Origin of the sequence: Lentzea aerocolonigenes (genome assembly GCF_000955955.1) — a bacterium.
In the GTDB taxonomy this organism is placed as follows: Bacteria; Actinomycetota; Actinomycetes; order Mycobacteriales; family Pseudonocardiaceae; genus Lentzea; species Lentzea aerocolonigenes_A.
Window position 1 is genome coordinate 20,786 of record NZ_JYJG01000130.1, and the last position, 14,929, is coordinate 35,714.

Annotated in this window: 15 protein-coding genes; 6 read left to right on the forward strand and 9 right to left on the reverse strand. The window is 68.2% G+C overall.

All coding sequences use genetic code 11. The features are described from left to right. Window positions 1-58: 58 nt before the first annotated feature. Window positions 59-418, reverse strand: coding sequence for a hypothetical protein (locus UK23_RS19750; protein ID WP_035909125.1), 360 nt, complete (start codon window positions 416-418; stop codon window positions 59-61). A gap of 490 nt (window positions 419-908) precedes the next feature. Here UK23_RS19750 and UK23_RS19760 point away from each other — a divergent pair, with 490 nt between their 5' ends. Together UK23_RS19760 and UK23_RS19765 are read left to right on the forward strand one after the other, a co-directional pair. Then, complete coding sequence (locus UK23_RS19760) at window positions 909-2,291, forward strand: helix-turn-helix transcriptional regulator (protein ID WP_045313044.1); 1,383 nt, start codon at window positions 909-911, stop codon at window positions 2,289-2,291. A gap of 151 nt (window positions 2,292-2,442) precedes the next feature. After that, the gene (locus UK23_RS19765) at window positions 2,443-2,724 is read left to right on the forward strand and encodes a hypothetical protein (protein WP_089949382.1); all 282 of its coding nucleotides are present in this window, start codon (window positions 2,443-2,445) and stop codon (window positions 2,722-2,724) included. Window positions 2,725-2,807: 83 nt separating this feature from the next. Here the strand turns inward: UK23_RS19765 and UK23_RS19770 are convergent, their stop codons facing one another. Then, entirely contained in the window at window positions 2,808-3,518 is a 711-nt protein-coding gene (locus UK23_RS19770) for an SDR family oxidoreductase (protein WP_045313065.1), read from the reverse strand. Window positions 3,519-3,606: 88 nt separating this feature from the next. Between UK23_RS19770 and UK23_RS19775 the strand changes: the two genes are divergently transcribed. After that, complete coding sequence (locus UK23_RS19775; RefSeq protein ID WP_045313066.1) at window positions 3,607-4,434, forward strand: LysR family transcriptional regulator; 828 nt, start codon at window positions 3,607-3,609, stop codon at window positions 4,432-4,434. Here the strand turns inward: UK23_RS19775 and UK23_RS19780 are convergent. The 4 genes from UK23_RS19780 to UK23_RS19795 form a co-directional block, all read right to left on the reverse strand. Then, on the reverse strand, window positions 4,427-5,446 hold the full coding sequence (locus UK23_RS19780) for a copper resistance D family protein (protein ID WP_045313045.1): 1,020 nt from the start codon (window positions 5,444-5,446) through the stop codon (window positions 4,427-4,429). The genes UK23_RS19775 and UK23_RS19780 overlap by 8 nt on opposite strands. Then, window positions 5,443-5,970 (reverse strand): copper resistance CopC family protein, encoded by a 528-nt coding sequence (locus UK23_RS19785; RefSeq protein WP_045313046.1) that lies wholly within the window; start codon window positions 5,968-5,970, stop codon window positions 5,443-5,445. Before UK23_RS19785 ends, UK23_RS19780 begins: the two co-directional genes overlap by 4 nt. Further along, window positions 5,967-6,683 carry a YcnI family protein gene (locus tag UK23_RS19790; protein ID WP_330770164.1) on the reverse strand — a complete coding sequence of 239 codons (717 nt, stop codon included), beginning with the start codon at window positions 6,681-6,683 and terminating at the stop codon, window positions 5,967-5,969. The genes UK23_RS19785 and UK23_RS19790 overlap by 4 nt, the downstream gene beginning before the upstream one ends. A 70-nt stretch (window positions 6,684-6,753) precedes the next feature. Then, complete coding sequence (locus tag UK23_RS19795) at window positions 6,754-7,269, reverse strand: hypothetical protein (RefSeq protein ID WP_052684823.1); 516 nt, start codon at window positions 7,267-7,269, stop codon at window positions 6,754-6,756. 58 nt (window positions 7,270-7,327) lie between these two features. Here UK23_RS19795 and UK23_RS19800 point away from each other — a divergent pair, with 58 nt between their 5' ends. Beyond that, on the forward strand, window positions 7,328-8,977 hold the full coding sequence (locus UK23_RS19800) for a BCCT family transporter (RefSeq protein WP_082114800.1): 1,650 nt from the start codon (window positions 7,328-7,330) through the stop codon (window positions 8,975-8,977). Here the strand turns inward: UK23_RS19800 and UK23_RS19805 are convergent. After that, window positions 8,955-9,389, reverse strand: coding sequence for a DUF6474 family protein (locus tag UK23_RS19805; RefSeq protein WP_045313048.1), 435 nt, complete (start codon window positions 9,387-9,389; stop codon window positions 8,955-8,957). The genes UK23_RS19800 and UK23_RS19805 overlap by 23 nt on opposite strands. Window positions 9,390-9,472: 83 nt before the next feature. Here UK23_RS19805 and UK23_RS19810 point away from each other — a divergent pair, with 83 nt between their 5' ends. Continuing rightward, window positions 9,473-11,116 carry a TM0106 family RecB-like putative nuclease gene (locus tag UK23_RS19810; protein ID WP_045313049.1) on the forward strand — a complete coding sequence of 548 codons (1,644 nt, stop codon included), beginning with the start codon at window positions 9,473-9,475 and terminating at the stop codon, window positions 11,114-11,116. On the opposite strand, the gene UK23_RS52730 is transcribed toward UK23_RS19810, so the two are convergent. After that, a complete protein-coding gene (locus UK23_RS52730) occupies window positions 11,113-11,493 on the reverse strand; it encodes a hypothetical protein (protein WP_052684824.1) in 381 nt (126 codons plus the stop codon). The genes UK23_RS19810 and UK23_RS52730 overlap by 4 nt on opposite strands. 93 nt (window positions 11,494-11,586) lie before the next feature. Here UK23_RS52730 and UK23_RS51725 point away from each other — a divergent pair, with 93 nt between their 5' ends. Then, complete coding sequence (locus UK23_RS51725; protein WP_052684825.1) at window positions 11,587-13,998, forward strand: AfsR/SARP family transcriptional regulator; 2,412 nt, start codon at window positions 11,587-11,589, stop codon at window positions 13,996-13,998. Here UK23_RS51725 and UK23_RS19820 read toward each other — a convergent pair. Beyond that, window positions 13,958-14,716 (reverse strand): SDR family NAD(P)-dependent oxidoreductase, encoded by a 759-nt coding sequence (locus tag UK23_RS19820; protein ID WP_045313050.1) that lies wholly within the window; start codon window positions 14,714-14,716, stop codon window positions 13,958-13,960. The two genes, UK23_RS51725 and UK23_RS19820, sit on opposite strands and share 41 nt — an antisense overlap. Window positions 14,717-14,929: the final 213 nt, after the last annotated feature.

Below are 14,929 nucleotides of genomic sequence, written 5' to 3' on the forward strand. Positions count from 1 at the left end.
TAGGCCGTTTGCAGACCTGGTCGTGTCGGGGGGACGCCAGGTCAGTCGCAAAGGCCCGTTAGTGGGCTCGAGCCACCGCGCGGCGGGTCCTGGTGACAGGAGGGGTCACCGGAGCCTCGCGCAGGTGGCGAGCCGGGCGCGGGGCGAGTCCGCCCGCAACCAGGTGTTCGTACGCGGCGCGCCACACCGAGCAAGGTGACTTCTGCTGGCGCCAACGACCGGAGCACTCGGGGCAGTTGCCCTTCTCGTCCGGCTCGTGCGCTGCCAGCAGAGCACGCCATCCCTCGGTCAGCCGAGGGAGCTCGGATCGAGCCACCGACAGGAGGGACGGGGCGTCAGCGCGGCTCGCCAGCTCCGTGAGCAGGTCGAGACGTTCCCACACAGCGTTGCGAAGAACCTGTCCGAGGATCGCGTCCACAACTTCACCGTCACCTTTCCGCCTGGTCGGCGGCTTCGCGTAGCGCAGCCCTGAGCTGTACGAGCTGGTCGTGGGACAAGACTGCCGTCTCCCCGGGAGGTCCGACCAGAACCACTTGGCCCTGAACGACCTTCACGGTGAGCTGGCGGTCCCGGTCGACCACGTCGCCGCAGCTGATCTGCCACGTCCGACGCTGCCCGGTCGTGCCGCGCCATGTGGATTCGGTGTCACCCGTCTCCACAATGGAGGTGGAGCTTGGGGAGGAGCTGTCCACTATCGGTCGTTCCTCTCCGTGCTCACTCGCTTACCGGAATCTAGATTGCGATGATTCATGCCGGAACGGGACGTCACAGCGCTGACCGGTGGAAGTCTTACGGTGAGCGGTAGGCGGTGTTCGGTAGAGCCGATCAGCTCCGCCGAAGAGGACTTCTCGACTCGGGGACCTGCCCCTAGTCTGCCGATGACGCCCAACGGACTGTGAGGGTGCGCGATGAACACCATGAGTTCCCAGGGCTCTCCGATTCCCGCCGAGGTGTGGGACCAGCAGGAGATGCGGGACGCACTGGCCCGACGAGAGATCAGCTCGGTCTACCGGCTGCTCCGACGGCACGGCGTGTCCCAGCGCCAGATCGCGGCGCTCACTGGGCAGTCGCAGTCCGAAGTCTCGGAGATCCTCAAGGGACGCCAGGTGATGGCATATGACGTCCTGACGCGGATCGCCATTGGCTTGGGTGTCCCACGTGGATACATGGGTCTCGCCTATGACGAGACAACGGCAGTGAGGGTGGCCGCAACTGCGGACTCACCCCATCCTGAGGAGGACGAGTCGGTGAAGCGTCGGAAGTTCCTCGCGCACGCCGCCGCCGTGACAGTGGGCGCGGCCGTGTTCGGAGCGGACTCCGGGTCGTGGGTTTCTCACCCCACACAGACTCCGGCTCCGGGACGCATCGGCATGACCGATGTGTGCCAGGTCGAAGCGGCGACGCGGGCTCTGCGTGCCCTGGACTACCAGTACGGCGGCGGTTCCTGCCGCGACGCGGTGGTCGCCCAGCTGTCCTGGGGACAGCAGATGCTCGGTGCGAGCTCAACGGACGTGGTTCGTCAGCGCCTCTACGTCGCGCTGGCCGACCTGCACAACCTCGCCGGCTGGACGTCGTTCGACACGGGCCTGATGGACTCGGCCCGCAACCACTTCGGTCAGGCGCTCGACCTCGCCAAGCAGGGTGAGAACGAGGCGCTGATGGCGAACATCCTGTACCGCATGGGCCGGGTCTACTTGCACCAGAACGCCCCCGACGACGCGCTGAAGGTGTTCCAGCTGGGTCAGCTGGCCGCGCAGAACTCGGGTTCCAAGCTCGCGGTGGGCATCCTGTGCGCGAACGAGGCCTGGGCCTACGCGAAGATGGGTTCCGACGAGCAGGCGCTCAAGCTGCTCGGCCGCGCGCGCGACGAGTTCTCCCGCGCGAACGTCACCGAAGCCCCAGCCTGGGCCAAGTTCTTCAACGAGATCGGCCTCTCGTCCATGATCGGCACGGTGCACACGGAGCTGGCACAGACGGTGGACGCCAAGTACACGAGGACCGCCATTCCTGCGCTGTCCAAGGCGATCAACAACTTCGGTGACGAGTACGCGCGCAGCCGCTCGTTCAACCTGACCTCGATGGCCATCAACCACCTGCTCGAGGGCGACATCGACCACGGCGCCAAGATCGGTCGCCAGGCCGTCGACCTGTCGGAAAGCCTCAAGTCGGTGCGCACGAAGCAGCGCATGGAGCCGCTTCGTCAAGAGGCCGAGAAGCGCCGCAACAACCCCGAGGCCCGCGAGCTCGCGGACCGCGTCGCCCGCTTCACCGGCACCGAGTCGGCCGCCTGAGCCATCTCGTTTGGGTCCTATAGCACCACTTTTGGATGGTGTGGGACACGAACCGGTAACGCCAGGACCTTCTCCCACGAATGCAGCATCGACGGGCGAGAAATCCACGCCTAAGGTGCGGCAGGTCGGGGCGAAGGACGAGGTGCGGCGCGTGAGCCTTACTCGGAGGTGGCGTTCCAGGAGAGCGCTGCGGTCCGCGCAGTTGCTCGACGAGGTGGTGGACACCCAGTTGCCGCTGCTGGCGGCGTTCGACGAGGAGCGACGGCGCAGGTCAGCCGACTACCTCGCGGAACTGGTGGCGCTGGCGCAGGACTACCGGTACTACGCGAACGGCTGGATCGACAGCCGTGAGCTCGACCGCCGCGGTCAGCGGACGATGAACCGGCTGGCGCGCATGCGTGAGGAATCTTCGGCTCGACTGATCACCGACTAGTCCGTTCGTGGGCAGCTCGTCGCGCTGATCGGACCACTCACCGAGTGCGGTCGGAGATCATGCGGATGTTTCACGTTGAACAATCACCAGGGCACCGGTCCGCTGTGGTCGAACAGGCCTCCGGTCGGACCGTCGTCGGGCAGAGTCGCCAGCCTGATCGCGATCCTGGCTCCCTCCGCAGGTGTGTCCCTCCCCTGGAAGCCGTTGAGATCGGTCGCCACGTAACCGGGGCAAGCCGCGTTGACCTTGATGTTCGTGAGTTCCTTGGCGTACTGGACGGTGAGCGCGTTCAGGAACGTCTTCGACGGCGTGTAGGTCCCGTTGGCCTCGCCGAACTCCGCTCCTGGCGTGGTCTGCAGCGTCAGTGACGCGAGGTGGCTCGACTGGTTCACGATCCGCGGCCGGGCGGAACGGGCCAGCAGCGGCAGCATCGCGTTGGTGACCCGGAGGACGCCGATCACGTTGGTCTCCAGCACCTCGCGCAGGCTTTCCGGTGTGGCGGCGGACGGCGCCGCGGGCCACACTCCGGCGATCGCCGCGTTGTTGACCAGCACATCGAGGCGGCCGAACCGTTCCTCGAACAGCGCCACTGCCGCCTGGACGCTCTCGTCGTCGGTGACGTCCAACGGCACGGCGAACGCGTCGACGCCGTTCGCCCGGAGCTTCTCGGCGGCTTCCTCGCCCTTCTGCAGGTCCCTCGCGCCGACTCCGACGGTCATGCCGAGCCCTGCCGTGATCTCGTAGCCGATGCCCTTGTTCGCGCCGGTGACCAGCGCAATCGTCTGTTCGTTCATGCAATTGATCGTGGTCTTGCGGGCTCTGAAGACCAACATCACTTCGGTGGCGCAGCGATACCCGGCAGGTATGGATAACGTGAACGACGTGGAGACCAGAGAGCTCCGGTACTTCGTCGCCCTCGCGGAAGAGCTGCACTTCGGCCGGGCCGCCGAACGTCTCGGCATCGCGCAGCCGCCGCTGTCCAGGACGATCGCCCAGCTCGAACACCGGCTCGGCGTCCAGCTGTTCGCGCGGACCAGTCGCAAGGTCTCGCTCACCGACGCGGGCGCGGTGCTGCTGGGCGAGGGGAGGGCGATCCTCGGCGCGGTCGCCGCGGCGGAGAGGCGCACGCGGACCGTCGACCGGCCGTCGCTGGTGCTGGCCGCCAAGGCGGGTGGTTCCAGCGAGCTGCTGGCAAAGCTGCTCGACGCCTACGCCGCCGAACCGGGTGCGGTCGCCGTCGACCTGCTGCTGTGCGAGGCCCACACCTCGAAACCGCTGCTCGACGGTCGTGCCGACGTGGCGCTCCTGCACGAGCCGTTCGACTCGACCGCCGGACTCGACGTCGAGACCCTGTACAGCGAGAGTCAGTTCGCGGTCCTGTCCAGTTCGCACCCACTGGCCGGCGCTGGACAGCTGAGGATGGCCGACGTCATCGACCTGCCGGAGCTCGCGCGCTGGCCGGAGCCCGACGGCACGTACCTTCCCGGCCCCGGCGTGGAAGTGCACAACCTGACGCAGCTGTTCCAGATGATCTCGCTCGGCCGTGCGGTCGCGGTCATGCCGGAAGTCGTCCGCGCGGGTCTGCTCGAAGGCCTGGTCGCGATACCCGTGGTGGACGCGCCGAGGGTGACGACGGTGATCGCGTGGCCACCGCACAGCAGGTCGCGTGCAGTTGCCGACCTGGTCCGCGTGGCGACGGGGTTCAGCTGACGGGTGCGCGGCTGAGCACCACCGCGAGGCCGAACGCGACACCCATGATGGTCACCTCCAGCACGGCCCACTGCACGATCGCGGTGACCTTGTGCTGGGAGATCTTCGGCAGCAACCGCCACCGGATGTGCGCGCCGAGCAGTGCGATCGCTCCGGCACACAGCGCCTTGCCGATGAGCAACAAGCCGTAGCCGGTCGTGACCAGCGACTGCGGGAACGGCACGACGGGGTTGAGGACCAGCTCCAGCAGTCCGTTGAACAGGCCCGTCACCGCGACGACGATCAGGCTGATGGTCGCGACCTTCGAGAACTTCGGCAGCGCGACCGCCAGCAGTCCCTTGCGGTAGGCGACCAGTGCCATCAACGCGCCGAGCCCGCCCGCCCAGGCCGCGGCGCCCAGCACGTGCAGCTCCATGGAGACCATCGAGTAGTCGTGGTACTTCCAGTTGGAGGCGTGCCCGGTCACCGGGATCGGCAGCAGCCCGAACATCGAGATGAGAATCCGCAGCTCAGCGGGTATGGACTCGCCGCTGCGCACCGCCATCACGCCGATGATCAGATAGACGAACGCGCAGGCCGCGCTGAACAGGAGACCCTTGCCCGCGCCGACGTTCGCGATGTAGTCGATGGCGTTGGCGATGCTGACGTTGCTGCCCGGCCGCAGCTCGGCGGCCTGCAGCACGATCGCCAGCAGCGCCGTGATCACCCAGACGGCGGCGGCGATGACCGCGGCCGGCCGGGCGAGCTTCATGACCGGTTCGGTGTGCGTGGGCCGGTCGAAGCCGAGCAGCTTCGGCAGGATCGACAGCCCGACGACGATCGTCGCCGAGATGTCGAGCAGCACCCGCGTGACCGGAAGGCCGTACCGGACCGCCGCCCCGGCGTCCACGACCCCGGCGACCACGACAGGTGGTGCCAGCACGAGGCCGAGCGCGATGCCCGCGAAAGCGCCGAGGACGAGCCCGGCGAGCACGCGGTAGTGGGAGGGGACGGCGGTCCGGACGGTGCTCATGCCTTCGCGTCCCCGCCACCGCGCAGGGCGAAGAACACGCCGCCACCGAGCAGCACCACGGCGCCGACGATCCACACCCAGATGGGCAGGCCGTCGCTCGAGCCGCTGTCGGGGGCGTTCTCGGCCGCGACCTGGCGAGGCGTGCCGGTGCCGTCCTTCGTGAGCGTGAACGTCAGCTCACCGGAGACGGGGTGGCCGTCCGCGGACAGGATGCGGTAACCGATCTTGTACTGCCCTGCCTTGCCGAGCGCGTCGATCTTCTGGCTGACCGCGGTGTCCTTGATCGTCGGGTCGCCGGCGACCTCGTAGTGGCCGCCGCTCGAGTCGATCACCGTGATCGCGTTGATGCCCTGGCCGCCCTGCACGTCCTGGTCGAACGTCAGCGTGACCGTCGACGGACCGACCTCCAGCGAGGTCTTGTCCTTCGGGTCGCTGCTGATCAGTGCGTTGTGCGCCGCCGCGGGAGCGGCCGTGGCGAGCACGGCCGCACCAGCGAACAGGAACGCGACTAGTGCGCGCTTCATGCCTTGCGCCTCGACCGCAGGATCGCGCCGACACCGAAGCCCAGGCCGAGCGCGCCGACGGCCAGACCAGCGCCACCGAGGTAGCGGGCGGTCTTGTCGGAACCGGCAGCCGACGCCTCGTGCGTGTCGGCGTGGCTGTCAGCGGCCTGGGTCGTGCCGTGGCCGCCGTGGTCGTCCTCGGTGGCCTTCTTCGGGGCCAGCTTCAGCGCGGGGGCCGGGTGCTCCGGCTCCTTGCCGTCGGCGCCGGTGGCCTGCGACCAGTCGACGACCTCGCCGTTCTCGTAGGTCTGCTTGGTCGGCAGCTCGAGCTTGTCCTTGCCCTCTGGCAGGGTGCCGAGCGCGACGAAGAACTCCTGGTACTCGTTGATCCCGATCTTCACACCGGGCTCGGCGGTCCAGGTGATCGTCTTGAACGCCTCGGTGACCTCCTTGCCCGCGATGGTCACCGGCTTGTCGAGCTTGGCCTTGACCGCCTCGGCCTTCCAGCCGGCCAGCGGCTTGGTGCGCACCGACGTCAGCGGGGTGTCCTGCGGCAGCGTCACCTCGATCTTGGTGGTGCCTGCGTTGTCCCGCTCGTTCGGGACCCGGAACGCGAACGTGGCGCGGCCGCCCTGGGTGAACTCGGCCGGCTGGGCGCTGACGTGCGCCGATGCGATGGTCGGGGTGCCGAGGACGGCGATTCCGGCAACGGCGAGAACGGCGAGCGTGCGCACGCCAAATCGATTTGTCGACATGAAGTTGTGGCTCCTGATTGCCAAGGGGTCTGCCGGGGGATACGGATGATCAGGAGTCACAGGGCGGGCCGCGCCGCCGATTTGCCCGCGAGACGTCCAGGTAGTGCGCGTTCTGGACGTACGGCGTGCTGGTGAACGTCCGCGCCGGCGCGGTGACCGGCAGCGGAGTGAGCCTGCGGGGGATCAGGCGCGTGACCGCGGCGAACAGCCTGAACAGGGCGTTCTCCGCGTGGAACAGGAGGATGCCGGTCAGCGTCGCGGCGACGAGGTGCGCCACGAACATCTGCCCGGTGAGCGTGTAGGTGTGTTCGTGGTTCACCCAGGTCAGCAGCAGGTGCTGAGCCAGCTGGGCCGTGCCGAGGCCCACGATGACCGAGAGCTTCCCGGTCCGCTTGTCCGCGAGTGACGCGGCCGCGAACGCGATCAGCACGACCAGCGGCAACGCGTGGATGAACTCCGACAGCTCGCCGCCGCCCAGTCCGTGTGCGGCGATCGTGAGCGTTGCAGAGGTCAGCGCAAGTGCGGCACCACGCAGGGTGCGGAACTCACTCGACCGTGTGCTCACGTCGGTGAGGGTAATCGGAGGAGTTTCCCCCGGTCTATGAGTGGGTATCTAGGGCCGCATGCACAACCAATGCGACCAGCCGGGCCGCACCGACAGGGTCGTGTTCGGCGTTGCCGCAGGTCTCACGCTTGCGTTCGTGATCTGGGGAATTGTCGGAACCGACTCGCTCGCCTCGGTGTCGAAGACCGCGCTCGGCTGGATCATCCAGCATCTGGGATGGGCGTTCGTGATCTCGGCCTCGGGGTTCGTCGTCTTCGCCCTGTGGCTCGCGTTCAGCCGTTACGGCAAGATCCCGCTCGGCCGTGACGACGAGAAACCCGAGTTCAAGACCGTCTCGTGGGTCGCGATGATGTTCAGCGCCGGCATGGGCATCGGGCTGATGTTCTACGGCGTGAACGAGCCGTTGACCCACTTCGTGAAGCCGCCGCCGGGTACCGACGGCGATCCGCTCGAGACCGCGATGGCCACGACGTTGTTCCACTGGACGCTGCATCCGTGGGCGATCTACGCCATCGTGGGCATCGCCATCGCCTACAGCAGCTTCCGGCGTGGGCGATCTTCGCTGATCAGCTCGGCTTTCGCGCCGTTGCTGGGGCGTCGAGCCTCGTCCGGGTGGGGGCGTGCGATCGACGTGATGGCGATCTTCGCGACGCTGTTCGGGTCGGCTGCCTCGCTGGGACTCGGTGCCCTGCAGATCGGCTCCGGGCTGGAGGCCGCCGGATGGGCCGGCGAGGTCGGCAAGGGTGTTCTCGTCGCGATCATCGCCGTGCTGACCGTGGCGTTCGTCGCGTCCGCCGTCTCGGGTGTCGCGAAGGGCATCCAGTGGCTGTCGAACATCAACATGGTGCTCGCCGTGGTGCTGGCGCTGTTCTTGTTCGTGGTCGGCCCGACCGTGTTCATCCTGAACCTGCTGCCGACGGCTCTGGGCGACTACTTCCGCGAGCTGGCTTCGATGGCCGGTCGGACTGCTGCTTCTGGCGGGGACGCGACCGAGACCTGGTTGTCCGGGTGGACGATCTTCTACTGGGCTTGGTGGATCTCGTGGACGCCGTTCGTCGGCATGTTCATCGCGCGGATCTCGCGTGGGCGGACGATCAAGCAGTTCGTGGCCGGGGTGATCCTGGTGCCGTCCGCGGTGTCGCTGGTGTGGTTCGCGATCCTGGGCGGGACGGCGATCTTCGAGCAGCGGTCCGGGGTTGATCTCGCCGGACAGTCCACACCGGAGTCCCAGCTCTTCTCGTTGCTGGACCAGTTCCCGTTGGCCGCCGTGGCCGGGGTCGTGGTGATGCTGCTGGTGGCGATCTTCTTCGTGTCCGGTGCGGATGCGGCCTCGATCGTGATGGGAACGCTCTCGCAGCAGGGGTCGATCCAGCCCAAGAAGCCCGTGGTGATCTTCTGGGGTGTGCTGACCGGCGCGGTCGCCGCGGTGATGTTGCTGGTCGGCGGGTCGAACGCGCTGACAGGGCTGCAGAACCTCACGATCATCGCGGCGCTGCCGTTCATGGTCGTGATGGTCGGGCTGTGCGTGTCGCTGGCCCGTGATCTCCGCTCGGATCCGATGATCAAGCGTGAGGAGCGCGTGGCCGAGGTGATGGAAGAGGTCACCGCGCACCTCGACCCCGGCCAGGTGGTCGAGGAAGCGGCGGTCAAGGCAGTGGCCGAGGTGACCGGGAAGACCCCGGACGTCAGCGCACGTTCAAACGCCTGAGCAGCTCCTGCTCCAGCACGTCCAGATCAGTTCCGACGGCCCGGTGCGCGGCTTTGCGCCGGGCCGTCGGCATGCGTTCGGAAGCGCGCACGGCGGCCAGCAGTTGGGCGAGCCGGGCTTCGGTCTTCGAAACCCAAGCCGAGTCGGAAGCGCGCAAAGGCTCCATCGAGTCGGAAAAACCGACGATTCGTGCGTGCAGACGAGCGCCGTAGCCGGAGTACTTGCCGATGTCCGCGACGTCGATGCCCAGGCGGCGCGCGCGATAGCGGTCGTACTGCTCGCTCAGCACGCCGGCGCCTCTGACGATCGCCGGGGCGAGGACCGGAATGAGGGCCGGGGCGATCACCTTTGCCACTCCGACCAGGTTCTTGGCCCTCTTGGGCGTGATCAGATGGCCGGTTTTGCGCGCCATTCGGGTACACCTCCTCCGTCAGGTGAAACTTACTGCCCAGGTTGCCGACACATCAGGTCGACGCGCGACATACCCTGCATCCTGTGACTTCCCAGGTGCAGCTAGACGCCGGCGTGGTCACTCGTTGTCGGCGGCGGGTGCACCTCGAAAACGATCCGGAGATGCGCGACGCTCCCAAGGCGGCGCCGGATCCGGCTTCGGAACAACGGAAAGCGGACGCGACGAACCATCGCAGGGCGGTGGCGGACGCGCTCGGGCGGATTGCCGGCTCGAACCTCTTCGAGGTGCCGAACGGGCCGGATGTGCGCAGTGCCGACCGCGAACGCGTGACGCTCGCGGCCATGCAGATGGGTGCCCAGTACATCTGGGGTGCCGCGCTGCCGCGTGATCCTCGTGGTGGCCGGCGGGGCGGCATCGACCTGCTGGTCAAGGACTCGACCGGGTACGTGCCGGTGCTCGTGGTGCGACACAAGATCACCGATCCCGGCCAGGGCGCTCGCACGAGCCCGTTGACCATGCCGTTGCCCGGTGGCAGCCGGACTGATCCGCATCGCAAGGTTCGGCCGCAGCCCAGGGATCAGCTCAGGCTGGCTCATGCCCAACGGCAGCTGCAGGCGGCCGGGTACGCGGCACACGGGCGGGCCACCGGTGGCGTGATCGGCATGGACGCCGACGTGGTGCTGTGGCACGACCTGGAGGCGCCGACGTGGCCGGGCGGCCGCAACGCGCTGGGCGAGTACGACGCCAGGTTCTCCGATCGGCTCGCGGTTGCGCTGGCGGCCGCGAACCAGCGGGACCCGCTGGCCCGGCCGTCGCGGATCGTGGACTGCAAGACGTGCCCGTGGTGGCCTACTTGCGACAACGATCTCAAGCAGGGGCGGGACGTCAGCCTCGTCGTGCGCGGCGAGGACGCCGTGGCGCTGCGGAAGGCCGGGCTGTCCACTGTGGACCAGCTGGCCGAGCTGGATCCCACCGGCGACGGGCCGATCCAGCTGGTGGGCATGCCGTTCGGCGACGCCGTGGTGCTGGCGCGGGCGTGGCTGCGGGATCTCACGCTGGTGCGGCGGGTGCCTGAGATGAAGGTGCCGCGCGCGGACGTCGAGGTCGACGTCGACATGGAGAGCTTCGGCGATCTCGGTGCGTACATGTGGGGTTGTCTGCTGTCCGGAAAGGACATCGACGAGGAACACGGGTATCGCGCGTTCGTCACGTGGGACGCGCTGCCGTGCGACGACGAGGCGCGTTCGTTCGCCGAGTTCTGGACCTGGCTGACCGGAATCCGGTTGCGCGCCAAGGCACGCGGGCTGTCGTTCAAGGCCTACTGCTACAACGAGCTGGCCGAGAACCGCTGGCTGCTCGGCTCGGCGGAACGGTTCGCGGGCAAGCCAGGCATCCCGACGGTGGCCCAGATCAAGGAGTTCATCAACTCGGACTCGTGGGTGGACCTGTTCGGGATCGTCCGCGAGCAGTTCCTGTGCGCGCACGGCAAGGGCCTGAAGATCATCGCGCCGGTCGCGGGATTCTCGTGGCGCGACCCGGAGGCCGGTGGCGAGAACTCGATGCGCTGGTACCGGTCCGCCGTCGGGCTCAACGGTGACGAGCTCGACGTCGAGCAGCGGCAAAGGCTCCTCGAGTACAACGAGGACGACGTCCGGGCCACCCACCGCCTGCGCGAGTGGATGACCTCGGACGCCATGTCAGGTCTGCCCTACGCGGGAGACCTCTAGCACGCCTGGAAGCTGTTGGAGTAGAGGTTGGCCATCGGCACGTAACCCCACTGGCTCGTGTCGCTGTGGATCCTGAGCCACCGCTGGTCGCCCTTGTGCGACTCGCCGATCACCCAGCACGCGGCCTCGTACGGGTGGTTGCCCGTCACGCTGCCGCACGTCGGCGACTCGATCTGCGGGTACTTGCGGACGCTCATGGAGATCTTCGGCGTGGCGTTGCCCTTCTTCGTCTGCGGCGCCAAACACGACGCCTGCGTGCTGAACTCGCCCTTCGCGTCCCAGCCGACGCCGTACTCGACCATGCTCGCCGCCTGTGCGCTGACCGCACCGGTGAACACGGTCGCCAACGCGGCGAGTGCCACGACTGCTGCCTTCATGTTTCCCCCTCTGGGAGTTCGTTCGGACACCCGAGAGGTTGGCCTGCGTCGTTCCAGGTTCGTTCCAAACGACTTCCAGCTACGCTGAGGTGCGTGCTCCTGCGGGTTCTCGGTCCCGTTGAGCTGCACGGGGAGCCTCTCGGCGGAGGCAAGCAGCTCACGACGCTGGCGGTGCTGGTGCTGTCGGCGAACGAGTGGGTCAGCTGCGAACGCCTGATCGACGCGATCTGGGCGGACGACCCGCCGAAGTCGGCCGCGGGCAACGTCTCCACCTACATCTGGGGCCTGAGCAGGCTGCTGCCGGACCGGATCGAACGCCACCAGGGCCGCTACCGGCTGCGCGTCGAGGCAGACGAGCTCGACCTGTCCGCGTTCCGTGCGCTCGTCGTCGCAGGCCGACACGCGGAGGCGGTGACGTTTTGGCGCGGTGATCCGTTCGAGGGGATCTCGTCGGAAGTGGTGCGCAACGCCGCGGTGTTGCTGCTGGAGGAGAAGCACGCCGCCGAGGACGAGCTGACCGGTGACGTCACGCGACTGCGTGAACTGGTCGCGGCCCAGCCGTTGCGGGAACGCCGCTGGGCCCACCTCATGCAGGCGCTGCACGACGCGGGCCGGCTGGGTGAAGCGCTTGAGGCCTACCAGCGCTTCTACCGGTTGCTCGACACCGAGCTGGGCGTCGAGCCAGGCGCCGAGATCAGGAGGTTGCACCAGCGCCTGCTCGCGCCGGATGTTCCGGTACCCGCGCAGCTGCCCGCCGCGGTCGCCGGGTTCGTCGGCAGGGAGGCCGAGCTGAAGCGCCTGGACGACCTGGCGCTCGGCGGCACCGTCATGATCGTCACTGTCACCGGCACGGCCGGCGTCGGCAAGACCGCGCTGGCGTTGCAGTGGGCGCATCGGCGGCTCGAGCCGTTTCCCGACGGCCAGCTCTACGTCAACCTCCAGGGCTACTCCGCCCGCGAACCGGTCGAACCCGACGAGGCGCTGGAGCTGATGTTGCGCGGCCTCGGCGCCGAGAAGATCCCGCCCAGCACCGAGGCGCGGGCGAACCTGTACCGCAGCCTGGTCGCAGGCAAGAAGATGCTGGTGGTGCTGGACAACGCCGGTGCTGCCGACCAGGTGCGTCCCCTGGTCCCGGGTTCACCGGGCAGCGTGGTCCTGGTGACCAGCAGGGACACCCTCGACGGGTTGGTCGCGCTGGACGGTGCGCGCCGCATCCGGCTCGACGTGCTGCCCGAGCACGACGCGGTGGACCTGGTGCGCGACCTCGCCGACGTCGACGAGGTGGCGGGTGCACGGCTCGTGGCGGCGTGCGCGCGGTTGCCGCTGGCGTTGCGGATCGCCGCGGCGAACCTCGACGCCGGCGTCGACGAGTACCTCGCCGCGCTCGGCGACGATGTGCTGACCAGTCACTTCGACCACTCGTACGCCAGGCTCGGCGAGGTGGAGCGCAGGGCGTTCCGGTTGCTCGGTCTCATGCCGGGCGCGGACATCGCGGTGCCTGCCGCCGCCGCACTGTTCGGATGCACCGAGGAGGAGGCGGCGACGTTGTTGCGTCGTCTGGTCAAGGTGCACCTGGTCGAGCAGCAGCTGCCGGGCCGCTACACGTTCCACGACCTGCTGCGTGCCTACGCGATCGGGCTCGGTGGCGACGACGAGGCGTTGACCAGGCTGTACGACTGGTACCTGGACCAGGCCGCGACCGCTGCGCTGGCCTGGTTCGACCTGGAGCTGCCCGCGCTCGCGCAGGCGACCCGCACGGCTGCCACGAAGGGGATGCCACACGCGTGGCGCATTCCCGCGGAAACGTGGCGGTACCTGCGGGCGCGTGGCCGGGAGGCGGCGTGGCTGGACGTCTTCGAGATCGCGCACAGCGTCGCACCTGACGTGGAAACCGCGCTGCTCGTGGCGAGGAGCATGATCCGCGCCCACCGCGTGCCGGATGCCGTGCGGCTGCTGGAGCAACTACAGCCGGTGGAGCCCGGTGACCAGGTTCAGGTGATCGGCACGCTCGGCATCGCGCACAACCTGCTCGACGACCCCGCCACCGCGTTGGCGCTTCACCAGCAGGCCCATGAGATCGCAGCACGAACCGGAGATGCGACCGGCGAGGCGAAGGCATTGCTGAACATCGCCATGATGCTCGCCAGGCTCGACCGGCACGAGGAAGCGATCGAGCGCTACGAGCAGGCGTTGACGTTCGACCTCGACGAGCCGTCGTTCTTGGCCCAGGCGCACAACAACTTCGGCGTCCTGCTGCGAACCGTCGGACGCGCGGAAGAGGCACTTCGGCAGTTCCACCTGGCGTTGGAACTGGTTCGGGCGCTGGGCAACCGGTGGGGCGAGGCGAACACCATGAGCAACATCGGCGACGTGCACGGACGGGGCGCCGAAGGCCTGGCGTGGCAGCGGAAGGCGCTGGCCATCGCTCGGGACATCGGCGACACCCGTCTGGAGGAACTGATTCTTACCTCGGTGCCATCCGAAGAGCGCCGTCCATGCGGATGACCTCGCCGTTCAGGTAGTCGTGCTCGACCAGCGAGACCGCGAGCTGCGCGTACTCGGTGGGCTGGGCCAGGCGCTTCGGGAACGGGATGCCGGCGGCGAGGCCCGCGCGGAACTCGTCGGAGACCGTGGCGAGCATCGGGGTGTCGACGATGCCGGGTGCGATGGTCAGCACGCGGATGCCGACGTTCGACAGGTCGCGGGCGGCCGGGAGGGTCATGCCGACGACGCCGCCCTTGGACGAGGCGTAGGCGACCTGGCCGATCTGGCCGTCGAACGCCGCGATCGAGGCGGTGTTGATGATGACGCCGCGGGCGCCGTGCTCGAGCTCCTCGGTCTTGCCCATGGCGGCGGCGGCCAGGCGCAGGACGTTGAAGGTGCCGATCAGGTTGACCTCGATGACCTTGCGGTAGAGGTCGAGGTCGTGCGGGCCGGTCTTGCCGACGGTCCTGGTCGACGGGCCGATGCCCGCGCAGTTCACCGTGATGCGCAGCGGGGCGCCGGAGCCGGCCGCGGTGTCGACGGCGGCCTGGACCTCTTCGCCAGAGGTCACGTCGGCGGCCAGGTAGGTGACGTTCTCGACGGCGTCGGCCTTCTCGATGGCGCTGGGCAGGTCGAGCGCGAACACCTGCGCTCCACGCGCCGCCAGCGCACGTGCGGTCGCGCCGCCGAGACCGGACGCGCCACCGGTGACGATGGCCGCGGTACCCGAGATCTCCATGCCTTCATCCTCCTCGAAGCGAACTGCTCGCGAGGAGGTTAACGCTCGTTACCTCGAACTCAACGGTCGGTCCAGTGGAGCAGTGCCACCAACGGCACCGCTGCCAGGAGCGCGAGGCCGATGAAGATCGTCGCGATCGTCAAAATTCCCATGCCCTGAACTGTGCCGTTCGAGCCTGTTCGAAACATCGGCCGCGCCGGTAGACCTCTGGTA